The sequence below is a fragment of the Amycolatopsis sp. WAC 04182 genome, assembly GCF_003947465.1.
GTDB lineage: Bacteria > Actinomycetota > Actinomycetes > Mycobacteriales > Pseudonocardiaceae > Amycolatopsis.
Genome location: NZ_QHJJ01000002.1, coordinates 1,264,064 through 1,278,543, shown reverse-complemented (window position 1 = coordinate 1,278,543; position 14,480 = coordinate 1,264,064). Strand labels below are relative to the sequence as shown.

Here is a 14,480-nt window from a genome sequence, read left to right as displayed (position 1 = left end):
ATCGTTCGGCCTTTGCTCCGATCAACGCGGCGGGCCCGCCGGTGGTTCCCGCGCGCACTGGCGGGAGAAACTAGAACACGTTATAGTTCGGCTCCATGAAGTTCACCCTGTCGATCGCGATGAACCCGCTCGATCAGCTGGGCGAGCTCGCCCGCGCGGCCGAAGAAGCGGGTTTCTCCTCGATCGCGCTCCCGGATTCCCTGTTCTATTCCGAAACGGTCTCGGCCGACTATCCGTACACGCCCGACGGCAGCCGCTTCTGGACCGAGGAGACGCCCTGGGCCGATCCGCTGATCGCGGCGGCGTCGATGGGCGCGGTCACCGAACGGCTCACCTTCTACACCTCCGTGCTCAAACTGGGCTCCCGCAATCCCGTCCTCCTCGCGCGCCAGGTCAACTCGGTCGCGGCGCTGACCGGTGGCCGCTTCGGGCTCGGGCTCGGCGTCGGCTGGTCGCCGGAGGAGTTCCGCTGGTGCGGCGCGCCGTACGAAAAGCGCGGCAAACGCGTGGACGAGGCCATCGAGGTGCTGCGCCTGATCCTCGACGGCGGGATGGTCGAATTCCACGGCGAGTTCTTCGACTTCGACAAGCTCCGGATGAGCCCGACGCCGCCGTCGCGGGTGCCGTTCTACATCGGCGGGCACACCGACGTCGCGCTGCGCCGGGCCGCGCGCGTCGCCGACGGCTGGTCGTCGGCGATGATGAAGTTCGACGACCTCCGCGACACGATCGCCAAACTGCGCGGGCTGCTGGCCGACCAGGGCCGTGACGGCGATCCCTTCGAGTACCAGGCCGTCTGCATCGACAAGTTCGGTCTCGACGGCTACCGCGAGCAGGGCGACATCGGCGTCACCGACATCATCACCATGCCGTGGGTGTTCGACGGCCTCGGTTTCGACGCCGAAGTCGGCCCGAAGCTGGATTCCATCAAGAAGTTCGGCGACGAGATCATCGCGAAGATCGGAGACTGAACCATGGGTGTCGACGTCTGCTGGGATCCGGCCACTGAGCAGCCGCCCGCGCGCCAGGCCGCGTTCCGCTCGATGACCGCCGTCACCGCCGGGGACAAGGCCGCCTGGCTCGCGCTCTTCGCCGGAGACGCCGTGGTCGAAGACCCCATCGGTCCCTCGATGTTCGACGAGGAAGGCAAAGGCCATCACGGGCAGGACGGCATCAGTGCCTTCTGGGACAAGACGATCGCGAACGTCGAGCGCTTCCGGTTCACGATCCGCGACTCGCACGCGGCCGGTGACGAGGTCGCGAACGTCGGCACGATCACGACGTATCTGCCCGGCGGCTACCGCGTCGACACCGACGGCGTGTTCGTCTACCGGGTGCGCGAAGACGGGCTGATCGTGTCGATGCGCGCGTTCTGGGAAACCGAGCGTGCCATGGCCACGGCCCGAAAGGCCGAGGACACGGCTTAGCCGAGCCGCTCCGCGCGCCGCGTCAGGTACTGCTTCTCGGGTTCGCTCGCGGTTTTGCCCGCGGCCCGGAGATAGGCCTCGCGCGCGGCGCCGGTGTCCCCGGCCAGCTCCAGCAGGTGCCCGCGGACGGAATCGAGCCGGTGGGTCTGGCTCATCCGGCTGTCGTCGTCGAGCGTGGCCAGCAGTTCGAGGCCCGCTTCCGGCCCGTTGACCTCGGCGACCGCGACGGCGCGGTTGAGCGTGACGACCGGGCCGGGCGATACCTTCTCGAGCACGTCGTAGAGCGCGAGGATCTGCGACCAGTCCGTGTCGGCCGCGGTGGGCGCCTCACTGTGGACGGCGGCGATCGCGGCCTGCACCTGGTACGGCCCGACCGGGCCCGCCGCCAAGGCCTCGCTGACCAGCGACACGCCTTCGGCGATCATTTCCGCGTTCCAGCGCGAGCGGTCCTGCTCGGCGAGGGGGACGAGCGAGCCGTCCTCACCGGCGCGGGCGGCGCGGCGGGCGTCGGTCAGCAGCATGAGCGCGAGCAGGCCGGTGACCTCGTCCTCGTCCGGCATGAGCCGCCGGAGCAGCCTGGTCAGCCGGATCGCCTCGGCGGTCAGGTCGGCGCGGTGCAAGTCGGGGCCGCCGCTGGTCGTGTAGCCCTCGTTGAAGATCAGGTACAGGACCTGGAGGACGACCCGGAGCCGTTCGGTCAGCTCCCCGGCGGGCGGCAGGACGAACTCGGCGCCCGCCTTCTTGATGGTCTGTTTCGCCCGGCTGATCCGCTGGGCCAGCGTCGATTCCGGGACGAGGAAGGCGTTCGCGATCTCGCCCGTGGTCAGGCCGCCGACGGCGCGCAGGGTGAGCGCGAGTTGCGACGGCGGGGACAGGGATGGGTGGCAGCACAGGAAAAGAACGGTGAGCGTGTCGTCCGAATCGGACACAGCGGCTGGAGCGGGGGCCATCAGCGCGTCGTTCTCCTCGCGCCGCCGTCGCGCGCTCTCGCTGCGCCACTCGTCCACCAGCCGCCGGGAGGCGACCGTCGCGAGCCAGGATTTCGGACTGTCCGGGATGCCCTGCTCCGGCCATTGCTGCGCGGCCGAGAGCAGGGCTTCCTGGACGGCGTCCTCACAGGCGTCGAACTGCCCATGCTTGCGCACCAGCAACCCGATGACCTGCGGGGCCAGCTCCCGCAGGAGCGCTTCCACCTGACAATCGTCCTTCACGACGCCAGTCTTACCCCATACGAGCCGTCAGGCGACGGGGGAGTAGTGCGAAGCGTCGCCTTCGAGGGATTCGCTCGGCACCCCGTCGATGCCCACCGGGACGTCGCCCGCCACGGTCACCCGGTGCAGGCGGCGGGGCAGGTCGTCGTAGTTGTCGACGGCGTAGTGCTGGGTGATGCGGTTGTCGAACAGCACCAGCTGGTTCGGCTCCCAGCTCACCCGCACGACGTTCTCCGGCCGCGTCACGTAGGACTGCAGCAGCCGCAGGATGTCCCGCGACTCGCCCTTGGACAGCCCGACGATCCGCTGCGCGAACCCGCCGATGTACAGCCCGCGCTCCCCGGTCACCGGATGCACCCGCACCACCGGGTGGACCGTGCGGAACTTCTGCGAGACGAACACCTTCCGGCGTTCCCGCTCCGCCTCGTCGAGGGTTTCCGGCGCCTTCGCGTAGTCGTAGTCGTTGGTGTGCTCGGCGCGCAGCGTGTCCGCGAACGCCCGGAGCGGCTCCGGCAGGTCCCGGTAGGCCGCTGCCGAGTTCGCGATCAGCGTTTCACCACCGTATGGAGGGACGACCAGGCTGCGCAGCGTGCTGGCCTTCGGCGGGTTGTGCACGAAGGTGACGTCGGTGTGCCACTGGTTCGCCCGGCCCTGCTCGCTGTCGACCGGCAGGATGGCGGGCTCGCCGTCCACCGACGGGACGGTCGGATGTGCCTTGGTCAGCTCGCCGAAGTGCTCGGCGAACCGCTGCTGGCCCGCGTCATCGAGGTCGACGTCGCGGAAGACGAGGGCCTTGTGCTCGTGCAGGGCCTCGGTGACGAACGCGACGGTCGCGGCGTCGAGGTCCTTCGCCGGGTCCACGCCGACGACCTGCGCGCCGATCCTGCCGGTGATCTTGCGAACCTCGACCTGGGTGTTGAGGGCGGTCATGCGGCGTGCTCCTTTACTCGGGTGCGGGTGACGGGGCGGGCGAGGCCGTAGTGGCCGCGCAAGGTCGTGGCGGTGTACTCGGTGCGGAACAACCCGCGCCGCTGGAGTTCCGGGACGACGAGGTCGACGAAGTCCTCCAGGCCGCCCGGAAGCGTGGGCGGCATGACGTTGAAGCCGTCCGCGGCGCCTTCGGTGAACCAGTGCTCCAACTGGTCGGCCACCTGCGCGGCGGTGCCGGCGAACACACGGTGCCCGCGGCCGCCCGCGAGCCGCTCGATGAGCTGGCGGATCGTCAGGTTCTCGCGCCGCGCCAGACCGGTGACCAGCTCGAACCGGCTCTGCGCGCCTTCGGTGAACGTGCCGACGTCGGGCAGCGGACCGTCGAGCGGATACGGCGTCAGGTCGTGGTCGAGCATGGTCGACAGCTGCCGCACGCCATACGCGGGCGTGATGAGGGCGTTGAGTTCGGCCTCTCGTTCCTTCGCCTCGGCCTCGGTGCGGCCCAGGATCGGGCTGATCCCCGGCAGGATCTTGATCTCCTCCGGCGAGCGGCCGTACTTCGCGAGCCTGCCCTTGACGTCGTCGTAGAAAGCCTTGCCCTCGGCGAAAGTCTGCTGCGCGGTGAACACCGCCTCGGCGAACCTGGCCGCGTACTCCTTGCCCGTCTCCGAGGAACCCGCTTGGACCAGCAACGGATGCCCCTGCACCGGACGCGGGATGTTCAGCGGCCCGCGCACCTGGAAATGCGGGCCGTCGTGGTCGATCGGCCGGATCCGGTCGGTGTCGGCGTAGACCCCGGTCGCCTTGTCGATGACGGCCGCTTCGTCGTCCCAGCTGTCCCAAAGCTTTTTGGCGACTTCGACGAATTCGGTGGCGCGTTCGTAGCGCAGCGCGTGCGACGGCCGGGCGTCGCGGTTGAAGTTGCGGGCCTCGTCCTCACCCGCCGACGTCACGATGTTCCAGCCCGCGCGGCCGCCGCTGAGATGGTCGAGCGACGCGAACTTCCGCGCCAGGTGGTACGGCTCGTTGTAGGTCGTCGACGCGGTGGCGATCAGGCCGATGTGTTCGGTGGCCCCGGCCAGCGCCGAAAGCAGCGTCAGCGGCTCGAACAGGGTGTGCGAGTTGTAGCGGACGTTGCCCCACAAGGCGACGCCGTCGGCGAGGAACAGCGAATCCAGCTTGCCGCGCTCCGCCGTGCGGGCGATGTCGACGTAGTGTTTCAGTGTCGCGGCGCGGCGCGGATCCGTGCTCGGATGCCGCCAGGCCGCCTCGTGATGACCGTTCGGCATCACGAACGCGTTGAGGTGTAAGTGCTTCACGCCTTCTCCTTGACACGCCAGGTGGAGAACCGCCGCTCCAGTGCGACGAAGCCCGCGTTGATGGCCAGGCCCAGCACCGAAACCGTGATGATCGCGGCGTACATCTGCTGGATCTGGAAGTTGACCTGCGAGTTGTTGATCAGATAGCCGAGCCCGGCCTTGGCGCCGACCATTTCGGCGGCGATCAGGATGAGGATCGAGTACGCCGCCGCCATCCGGATACCGGTGAAGATGGTCGGCACCGCAGACGGCAGGATCACCTTCCGGAACAGGCTCGGGCTCGACAGTCCGAGCGAGCGCGCGGCCTTGACCAGCAAGGGATCCACGGTGTTCACCCCTGCGATCGTGTTGAGCAGCACCGGCCAGACGCAGGCGTAGACGATCAGCGCGATCTTGGACACCTCGCCGATGCCGAGCAGGAGGGTGAACACCGGCAGCAGGGCCAGCGCGGCGGTGTTGCGGGCCAGCTCCAGCAAGGGGTTCAGGAACTCCGCGAGCGGCCGGTACCAGGCGATCAGCAGGCCGAGCGGCACCGAAACGGCCACCGCGATCACGAATCCGGCGGCGGACCGGCCGAGGCTCGCCAGGAGATGGTCGGCCAGCTGCCCGTTGAGGATCAGCTCCCAGAGCGCGGCGAGGTCTTCCGACAGCGGCGGAAGGAAGGTCCTCGTGCTTTCGTCGAGAAGGTATTGGGGAGCGAACTCCCAGACGGCGAGGAAGAGCAGGATCGCCGCCGAACTGCGAAAGGCCTTACTGAGCCGGTTCTTCTTCTTGCGGGGTTTCGCGGCCGCCTTCGGTCCTGTGTGGACTGTCGACGCCTCGAGGGTGGCGGTCATCAGGCGGCCCTCCGGATCTCGTCGTGCAGGAGTTCCCACAGGCGGTGGCGATGGGCCACGAACGCGGGCGCCGAGCGCAGGTCGTCGTTCGAGCGGTCGCCGAGGTCGATGTCGACGACGTCCTTGAGCCTGCCCGGCCGCGACGTGAGCACCGCGACCTTCTGTCCCAGGTAGACGGCTTCTTCGATGCTGTGGGTGATGAAGACGATGGTCTTGCCGGTGCGCTGCCAGATCCGCCGCAGTTCCTCCTGCAGCAGTTCGCGGGTCTGGGAGTCCAGCGCGGCGTACGGCTCGTCCATCAGCAGCACGTCCGGGTCGTAGGCGAGGCTTCTCGCGATCGCGACGCGTTGCTTCATCCCACCGGAAAGCTGGTGGGGGAGATGCTCCTCGAAACCGGAAAGCCCGACCAGGTCGAGGAATTCCCTTGCCCTGTCCGCGCGCTGCCGTTTGGTCAGCGTGCCGCCTTCGAGGCCGAACTCGACGTTGGCGCGTGCGGTGCGCCAGGGGAACAGCGCGTACTGCTGGAACACGACCCCGCGATCCAAACCCGGTCCGGTTACGGGTTTCCCGTCGATCAGGACCTCACCGGAGGTGGGTTTCGCGAGCCCGCCGAGCAGATCGAGCAGCGTGGACTTGCCGGAACCGCTCGGCCCGACCAGCGAGAGGAACGTGCCGTCCTCGATGTCGAGGGAGACGTCGTCCAGCGCGGTCAGCGTGTCGAAGGTCTTGGTGACCGAGCGGAGGCTGATCTTGGCGGTCACGCGCCACCGCCTTCGCGGTACGGGTTGAACTCGTTGGTGTAGATCTTCTTGAGGTCGACCTGGTCCTTCTTGATGAACCCGGACTGCTTGAGCCAGTCCGTCCAGAGCGTGTAGTCGTGGTCCGAGATCAGCCCGCCCTTGGTGACGCCGGTGCTCTTCCAGTACTTGAGCGTGTCGGTGTTCTCGTTGCGGCCGCGGTTCTGGATGATCTTGGTGAACCGGGCGATGACCTCGTCGCGAGGTGTGGTGCGCGCCCATTCGATCGCCTTGGCCACGCCGGTGACGAAGGTCTTCGTGGTCTCCGGGTATTTCTTGATGAAGTCGGTCCGCAGCACGTACGGCCCGCCGTTGTAGGGGCCGAACGCTTCGACGTCCTTCACGATGGGGCGCACGCCGCCCCCGGCGACGGCGCGATCCTGAAGGACGCCGTTGAGCGCGGCGACGTCGATCTGGCCGTTGCGCAAGGCCTGTTCGGTGTTGATCGGCGGCAGGACGACCAGTTGCACCTGGTCGATCTCCGCGTCGGAGAGGCCGCTGCGCTTGAGCCAGGTGTCGAGGGCGGCCTCCAGGTTCGCGCCGACGGTGTTGACGCCGACCTTCTTGCCGATGAGGTCGCGCGGGGTGCGGATCGGGCTGTCTTCCTTGACGTAGAAGCCCAAAAAGGTCTTCTCGTCGGAGCCGTAGTAGTTGACGACGGCCTTGATCGGCGCGCCGGCGTCGACGAGTTTGGCGACCGCGCCGGTGAAGGCGCCGCCGAAGTCGGTCTGGTCGGTCGCGGCGGACTGGATGTCCTGCGGTCCGCTGATCGTGTTGCCGACCCATTTGAGCTTGACCGGGCCGAAGTACCCGAGATCCTCGGCGAGTTCGGGGAACGTGACGTTGTTCGCCGATCCCTGGTAGCGGAGTTCGAGTTTCTCGGGCTGCCCGGCCACGCCCGCCGGAGTCGCGGAGGCGCCGCAGCCCGACAGCGCCAATCCGGCGAGGAGCGCGGCGATCAAGGGCACTGGTTTCTTCACGGTGGGCTCTTTCGTTCGGGTATGCGTCGTCGAAGAAGATTCTTCGCAGGCCCGGCCGGCAGCGTCAATTTTGCGATTTAGTGAAGTAACTCAGGAGGCGTTGGCAAGGTTCGTGAAAAGCGGATCCTCGTAGAGGGCGTTCAGCATGACCGCTCCGCCCGCGGTCGCCAGCTCGGTGCCTGGAAAGCTTGATGCCACAACGTTTTTGGTGGCGTCCTGGCAGATCCAAGACCGCTGGGCGACCTCGTCCCGGATCGTGGAAAGGCAGCCTTCGACGTCGCGTACACTCTGGTCGAGCACGATGAGGATTTCCGGATTGAGGACGTCGAAGAGTAACGCGGCGGCCTGCCCGACAATTCGCGCGCGCTCGTGAAAAAGGGTGACGGCGCTTTTGTTCCCCGATGCCGCCAAATGGAGCACGTCGGCGAAAATCGGTTCTTCGACGAGCCCCGCCTCGGCGGCTCTGCGCGCTATCGTGCGCTCGGAAACGGTGGCTTCGAGACAGCCGGTTCGTCCACAGCGGCAAGGCTCCTCGCTGTCGTCGACCCGCAAATGCGCGACCGCGCCCGCCGCCGACCGCGGTCCATGATGGACGGTGTCACCGGTGGCGAAGGCGGCGTCGACCACGTTGCCCGTGAACAACTGCACGACACTGCGGCGTGCTCTCGGTTGTCCCAGCAGGCGTTCGGCGTGGATGAGCGCCCGCGAATGCCCGTCGACACGGACGTCGAGACCGGTGACCTCGGTGAGCAGAGCGCGCAACGGGACCCCGCTCCAGCCGAGCAGACCGTGCTCCACCACCGTCCCGGACGCCTCGTCGACCCAGCCGCCGGTCGCCACTCCCAACCCGAGTGGCGTCCGATCCGGCGCGTGTCCGATGAGGAGGTCGTCGAGCAGCTCCGCGATCTGCGCGACCTGCACGGCGGGTTCGGCTCCGTGATGCGGGGCTTCCTGCTGCGCCAGCACTTTCCCGCGCAGATCCAGCAACCCGACGGTGAGATGCTCGACCGCGACATGCGCCCCGCACACCACGAACCGTTCCGTGTCGAGGTCCACCGGCACGAACGGCCTGCCGACCGCGCCGGCGACCTCGGGCAGCTCGATGAGGAAGCCGCGGCGCATCAGCTCCGCCACATGCCCCGTGACGGCCGCGGCGCTCAGTCCGGTGCGGCGCGCGATGGTGCTGCGCGCGATCGCCCCTTCGTCCAGCACCACGCGGAGCACCACGCGGAGCACCGCGCTGGCACTGGCGCTCCGCCTGCCGGTCACGGTGCAGATGTTCGCAAGCGGGTGCCGGTGGGCCTAGGGCTCTCAGCATCCGGGAGTGCTCAGCCTTCGGAGGAATCGTGCGCTGTGTTCGCAGCGGTCCTCGTAGCCCCGCGCGCGGTAGAAGGCGTGCGCGGCCGTCCGATGGCGGGAACTGGTGACCTCCATGGTGTCGCAGCCCAAACGCAGCGCCTCCGCTTCGGCCGCCGCGACCAACTCGCGTCCGATGCCCGAACCGCGCCGGGTCTCGTCCACCACCAGGGCCACGATTCGCCCACCGGAACCCGGCCGCTCGAGAAGCGGGATCGCGACCACCGCGACGACACCGACCACCGTGCCGTCCGCCTCGGCGACGAACGCGGCCCCCTCGGGATGGCGGGCCCACCGTTCGAGGCGGCCGCGCACGTCCTCAACGTCGTTGTCCGGGTAACCCAGCTCGGTGAGGAGGGCGGTCACGGCGGGAGCGTCGGTGCTGAGGGCGTGGCGGATCTCCATGATCGCCATTAAAGCGGAGGGGTCGGCCGCTGACCTTGAACAGGCCCATCGCACGGCCAAGCCGAAACGCCGGTGAACTCGCAGGTCAAAGACCTTGAGTCGGGATGACAGGATTTGAACCTGCGACCCTCCGCTCCCAAAGCGGATGCGCTACCAAGCTGCGCCACATCCCGTGACTTCCCCGATCTCCCGGGGGGTGTGCGCACAGCCTAGCGGGTCACGCTAAGCTGTTTTCGCACCCGGTACTCCGGGGGCACGCGGGTGTAGCTCAATGGTAGAGCCCTAGTCTTCCAAACTAGCTACGCGGGTTCGATTCCCGTCACCCGCTCCACAGCTCCACATCCGAACCCGCAGGCGCCTGGCCTGCGGGTTCTTTCGTTGTCGGAGCCGCACAGAGATGCCCCGAAGGCCTCCTTTGAGACGTTCAACGTCTCAAAGGAGGCCTTCAGGGCATGCGGTCGGAGGGGTTCGAGGGCTCAGTCCGCGCCGACGTCCGAGGAGTCCGACGGCGCCACGGCCTGCGAGAGGCCACTGGACGCGGCATCCGCCTCGAGGTGTGCGGCGATCAGGTCCAGCAGCTTGTCCGTGTCGACGGGCTTGGTGACGTAGTCGTCCGCGCCCGAAGCGAGCGTCCGTGCCTTGTCCTCCGCGGTCGCCTTCGCCGTGACGGCGATCACCGGCAGGTCTTCGTGCGCGGCCTCGGCGCGGATCGCGGTGATCGTGGCGTTGCCGTCCAGTTCGGGCATCATCACGTCCATCAGGACGAGCGCGGTGTCCTCGTGGCGTTCCAGCGCCCGGATGCCCGCGACGCCGGTCTCGGCGTAGATGACCTCCAGGCCGTTGCGTTCCAGCACGGCGGCCAGCGCGAAGACGTTCCGGAGGTCGTCGTCGACGATGAGGATCTTCTCGCCGTGGAACCGCTGTGACGGCGCGGAGGGGGTCACTTGGGGCACCGCCATGATCAGCGGGACCCCGCCGGCCGCGGCGGTGGTCGGGACGACCAGGTTCGCGGCGCTCACCGGCAGATACAGCGTGAACGTGCTGCCCTTGCCGGGTTCGCTGCGGACGCGCAGTTCGCCGCCGAGCAGTTCCGTCAGCTGCTGGCTGATCGACAGGCCCAGCCCGGTGCCGCCGTACTTGCGGCTGGTGGTGCCGTCGGCCTGGCGGAACGCGTCGAAGATGATCGCGAGTTTGTCCGGCGCGATCCCGATCCCGGTGTCCTCGACGGCGAACGCGAGGACGCCGGGGGCGTTGCGGAGCGAGTCGGCTTCGACCTCGCCCTGATCGGCCATCCGGATGTGCAGGCGCACGCCGCCCTCGTCGGTGAACTTCGCCGCGTTGGACAGCAGGTTCCGCAGCACCTGCTGCAAACGGTGTTCGTCGGTGTGGATCGACGACGGCACCGGCGGGTCGATGAGGACGGCGAACTCCAGGCCCTTGTCCGAAGTGAGCGGACGGCAGATCGATTCGACGTACTCGACCAGTTCGGGCAGCGTGACGTCGGACATCTGCAGGTCCAGGTGACCGGCCTCGACCTTGGCCATGTCGAGGATGTCGTTGATCAGCTGTTGCAGGTCGCTGCCCGCCGAGTAGATCGTCCGCGCGAACTGGACCTGCTTCTCCGACAGGTTCCCGTCCGGGTTCTCCGACAGGAGTTTCGCGAGGATCAGCGCGCTGTTGAGCGGCGTCCGCAGTTCGTGCGACATGTTCGCCATGAACTCGGACTTGTACTGCGACGCCATGGTCAACTGGCCGGCGCGCTCTTCGAGTTCCTGCCGCGCCTGCTCGATCTCGCTGTTCTTGACCTCGATGTCGCGGTTCTGCTGGGCCAGCAGTGCCGCCTTCTCCGCGAGGTCCGTGTTGGAGCGGCGCAGTTCCCGTTGCTGCGCCTGCAACTGCTCGGACCGGGCGCGCAGTTCCTGTGCCAGGCGCTGGGATTCGGTCAGCAGCGCCTCGGTGCGCGAGTTGGACTGGATGGTGCTGACGTTGACCGCGATGGTCTCCTTCAGCTGCTCCAGCAGGTCGATGTGGACGGTGCTGAAGGCGTTGATGGTCGCCAGTTCCAGCACCCCGAGGACCTCGCCCTGGAACAGCACCGGCAGCACGATCACGTTGACCGGCGCGGCCGAACCCAGTCCCGAGGAGATGAGCGCGTACTCCGGCGGGGCCTCGTGGACCAGTATCGTGCGGCGGTCGACGGCGGCCTGCCCGATGAGCGACTCGCCGGGGGAGAACCGCAGCCCCGTCTGGGATTTCGCCAGCCCGTAGGTGGCGATGCTCTCCAGGACCACCTCTTCCTGCTCGTCTTCGCGGGCGAGGAAGAACGCGCCCTGCTGCGCGGACACGAGCGGGGTCAGTTCGGACAGGATCAGCGACGCCACGGACGCGAGGTCCCGGTGCCCCTGCATGAGCGCGGACAGCCTGGCCAGGTTGGTCTTGAGCCAGTCCTGCTCGCGGTTCGCCCGGGTGGTCTCCTTCAGGTTCGCGATCATCTGGTTGATGTTGTCCTTGAGTTCGGCCACCTCCCCGGACGCGTCGACGGTGATGTGCCGGGTCAGATCGCCGGCGGTCACCGCGGTGGCCACCTGCGCGATCGCCCGCACCTGGGTGGTCAGGTTCCCGGCCAGCTGGTTCACGCTTTCGGTCAGCCGCGACCACGTGCCCGCGACACCGGGCACCTCCGCCTGGCCGCCGAGCGTGCCGTCCGTGCCGACCTCGCGGGCGACGCGGGTGACTTCGGAGGCGAAGGCCGAGAGCTGGTCGACCATCGTGTTGATGGTGGTCTTGAGTTCGAGGATCTCGCCGCGCGCGTCGATGTCGATCTTCTTCGACAGATCGCCCTGCGCCACCGCGGTGGTCACCGTCGCGATGCTCCGCACCTGGCCGGTCAGGTTGTCGGCCATGACGTTCACGTTGTCCGTCAACGCCTTCCACGTGCCCGCCACGTTCGGCACGCGGGCCTGGCCGCCGAGGATGCCTTCCGTACCCACCTCGCGGGCGACGCGGGTGACCTCGTCGGCGAACGCGCGCAGCGTCTCGACCATGCTGTTGATCGTCTCGGCGAGGACCGCGACCTCGCCCTGCGCGTCGATCGAGATCTTCTTCGACAGGTCGCCGTTCGCGACCGCCGTGGTCACCGTCGCGATGCTCCGCACCTGGTCGGTGAGGTTGGTGGCCATGACGTTGACGTTGTCGGTGAGGTCCTTCCAGGTCCCGGCGACGCCGCGCACCTGCGCCTGGCCGCCGAGCTTGCCCTCCGTGCCGACCTCGCGGGACACCCGGGTGACTTCGTCGGCGAAGGCCGAGAGCTGGTCGACCATGATGTTGACGGTGTTCTTGAGCTCCAGGATCTCGCCGCGCGCGTCGACGATGATCTTCTGCGTCAGGTCGCCCTTCGCGACGGCGGTGGTGACCTGGGCGATGTTCCGGACCTGGTCGGTCAGGTTCTTCGCCATGAAGTTGACGTTGTCGGTCAGGTCCTTCCAGGTCCCGGCCACGCCGGGCACCTGAGCCTGGCCGCCGAGCCGCCCGTCGCTGCCGACCTCGCGGGCGACGCGGGTGACCTCGTCGGCGAACGCGGACAGCTGATCCACCATCGTGTTCAACGTGTTCTTGAGTTCGAGGATCTCGCCCTTGGCGTCGACGGCGATCTTCTGCGAGAGGTCGCCCTTCGCCACCGCCGTCGCCACCTGGGCGATGTTCCGGACCTGCGCGGTGAGGTTGTTCGCCATGAAGTTGACCGACCCGGTGAGGTCGCGCCACGTCCCGGCGACACCCGGCACCTGCGCCTGACCGCCGAGCTGACCTTCCGTGCCGACCTCGCGGGCGACACGCGTGACCTCGTCGGCGAACGACGAGAGCTGGTCGACCATCGTGTTGACGGTCGTCTTCAGTTCGAGGATCTCGCCGCGCGCGTCGACCGTGATCTTCTGCGTCAGGTCGCCCTTCGCCACCGCCGTGGTGACCTGGGCGATGTTGCGGACCTGGTCGGTCAGGTTGTCCGCCATCTGGTTCACCGAGTCGGTGAGCCCGCGCCAGGTGCCCGCCACGCCCGGCACGGTCGCCTGGCCGCCGAGACGGCCTTCGCTGCCGACCTCGCGCGCCACCCGCGTGACCTCGTCCGCGAACGACGACAGCTGGTCGACCATCGTGTTCAGCGTGTTCTTGAGTTCGAGGATCTCGCCCTTGGCGTCGACGTTGATCTTCTGCGAGAGGTCGCCCTGGGCGACCGCGGTGGCCACCTGGGCGATGTTGCGGACCTGGTCGGTCAGGTTGTCCGCCATCAGGTTCACCGAGTCGGTGAGGTCGCGCCACGTGCCCGCCGCGCCGGGCACCTGCGCCTGACCGCCGAGACGGCCTTCGCTGCCGACCTCGCGGGACACCCGGGTCACTTCGTCGGCGAACGCCGAGAGCTGGTCGACCATGATGTTGACGGTGTTCTTGAGCTCCAGGATCTCGCCGCGCGCGTCGACGTTGATCTTCTGGGTCAGGTCGCCCCGCGCCACCGCGGTGGTCACCTGGGCGATGTTGCGGACCTGGTCGGTCAGGTTGCTGGCCATGACGTTGACGTTGTCGGTGAGATCACGCCAGGTGCCCGCCACGCCCGGGACCTCGGCCTGGCCGCCGAGCCGTCCCTCGGTGGCGATCTCGCGGGCCACTCTGGTGACCTCGGTCGCGAACCGCGAAAGCTGCTTGATCAGGCCGTTGACCGTCTTCGCGACCTCGGCGAACTGACCCTGCAGCGGCCGCCCGCCGACTTCCAGGGGCATCGGCTCGGACAGATCGCCCTCGGCGACCGCCCCGAGGACGCGGTTGAGCTCGGCCGTGGGCCTGCTCACGTCCTCGATCAGCCCGTTGACGACGTCGACCGCGGTGGCCCAGCCGCCGGGGCCGATCTCGGCCGCCACCCGCTCGGTCAGCCTGCCTTCCTTGCCGACCGCCTCGCGGACGCGCAGGAGTTCGGTCACCAGTCGCTGGTTCCGTTCGGCGATGTCGTTGAAGGCGCCCGCGAGCTGGGCCGCGAGCCCGTCCCCGTGCGCCACGAGCCGCCGCCGGAAGTTGCCGTCCCCGAGGTCACGAGCCGCCGCGAGCAGGCGTTCCAGGGTCGCTTCGTCCACCTGGCCGCCACCACCTTCCACGGGGATCCGGTCCCTTTGGGAGTGCTGTGTCATCTGTGTCGACCCTCTCCACCACGCATGCCAAGCCATGGTCGTCGCATC

Annotated in this window: 11 protein-coding genes and 2 tRNA genes; 3 read left to right on the top strand and 10 right to left on the bottom strand. The window is 68.2% G+C overall.

Annotation, left to right across the window (positions count from 1 at the left end):
* Positions 1-95 precede the first annotated feature (95 nt).
* Both DMH01_RS13210 and DMH01_RS13205 read left to right on the top strand, forming a co-directional pair.
* Positions 96-971 carry a TIGR03619 family F420-dependent LLM class oxidoreductase gene (locus DMH01_RS13210; protein ID WP_125676369.1) on the top strand — a complete coding sequence of 292 codons (876 nt, stop codon included), beginning with the start codon at positions 96-98 and terminating at the stop codon, positions 969-971.
* A 3-nt stretch (positions 972-974) separates the two neighbouring features.
* The gene (locus tag DMH01_RS13205; RefSeq protein ID WP_125676367.1) at positions 975-1,427 is read left to right on the top strand and encodes a nuclear transport factor 2 family protein; all 453 of its coding nucleotides are present in this window, start codon (positions 975-977) and stop codon (positions 1,425-1,427) included.
* Here DMH01_RS13205 and DMH01_RS13200 read toward each other — a convergent pair.
* The 9 genes from DMH01_RS13200 to DMH01_RS13160 form a co-directional block, all read right to left on the bottom strand.
* A complete protein-coding gene (locus DMH01_RS13200) occupies positions 1,424-2,638 on the bottom strand; it encodes an RNA polymerase sigma factor (RefSeq protein WP_125676365.1) in 1,215 nt (404 codons plus the stop codon). The two genes, DMH01_RS13205 and DMH01_RS13200, sit on opposite strands and share 4 nt — an antisense overlap.
* Before the next feature lie 27 nt (positions 2,639-2,665).
* Positions 2,666-3,568, bottom strand: a complete 903-nt coding sequence (locus DMH01_RS13195) for a TauD/TfdA family dioxygenase (protein ID WP_125676363.1) — start codon at positions 3,566-3,568, stop codon at positions 2,666-2,668.
* On the bottom strand, positions 3,565-4,887 hold the full coding sequence (locus DMH01_RS13190) for an LLM class flavin-dependent oxidoreductase (RefSeq protein WP_255432040.1): 1,323 nt from the start codon (positions 4,885-4,887) through the stop codon (positions 3,565-3,567). Before DMH01_RS13190 ends, DMH01_RS13195 begins: the two co-directional genes overlap by 4 nt.
* A complete protein-coding gene (locus DMH01_RS13185; protein WP_125676361.1) occupies positions 4,884-5,723 on the bottom strand; it encodes an ABC transporter permease in 840 nt (279 codons plus the stop codon). Before DMH01_RS13185 ends, DMH01_RS13190 begins: the two co-directional genes overlap by 4 nt.
* A complete protein-coding gene (locus DMH01_RS13180) occupies positions 5,723-6,484 on the bottom strand; it encodes an ABC transporter ATP-binding protein (RefSeq protein ID WP_125676359.1) in 762 nt (253 codons plus the stop codon). Before DMH01_RS13180 ends, DMH01_RS13185 begins: the two co-directional genes overlap by 1 nt.
* Positions 6,481-7,500, bottom strand: a complete 1,020-nt coding sequence (locus DMH01_RS13175) for an ABC transporter substrate-binding protein (RefSeq protein WP_125676357.1) — start codon at positions 7,498-7,500, stop codon at positions 6,481-6,483. The genes DMH01_RS13180 and DMH01_RS13175 overlap by 4 nt, the downstream gene beginning before the upstream one ends.
* A gap of 90 nt (positions 7,501-7,590) precedes the next feature.
* Positions 7,591-8,769, bottom strand: coding sequence for an ROK family protein (locus DMH01_RS13170; protein WP_125676355.1), 1,179 nt, complete (start codon positions 8,767-8,769; stop codon positions 7,591-7,593).
* Positions 8,770-8,811: 42 nt separating this feature from the next.
* A complete protein-coding gene (locus tag DMH01_RS13165; protein ID WP_125676353.1) occupies positions 8,812-9,261 on the bottom strand; it encodes a GNAT family N-acetyltransferase in 450 nt (149 codons plus the stop codon).
* A 99-nt stretch (positions 9,262-9,360) separates the two neighbouring features.
* Positions 9,361-9,434 (bottom strand) — tRNA-Pro (locus tag DMH01_RS13160).
* Between the two features lie 84 nt (positions 9,435-9,518).
* Between DMH01_RS13160 and DMH01_RS13155 the strand changes: the two genes are divergently transcribed.
* A tRNA-Gly gene (locus DMH01_RS13155) sits at positions 9,519-9,592 on the top strand.
* A 145-nt stretch (positions 9,593-9,737) separates the two neighbouring features.
* On the opposite strand, the gene DMH01_RS13150 is transcribed toward DMH01_RS13155, so the two are convergent.
* Positions 9,738-14,432 (bottom strand): HAMP domain-containing protein, encoded by a 4,695-nt coding sequence (locus tag DMH01_RS13150; protein ID WP_370323366.1) that lies wholly within the window; start codon positions 14,430-14,432, stop codon positions 9,738-9,740.
* Positions 14,433-14,480 lie beyond the last annotated feature (48 nt).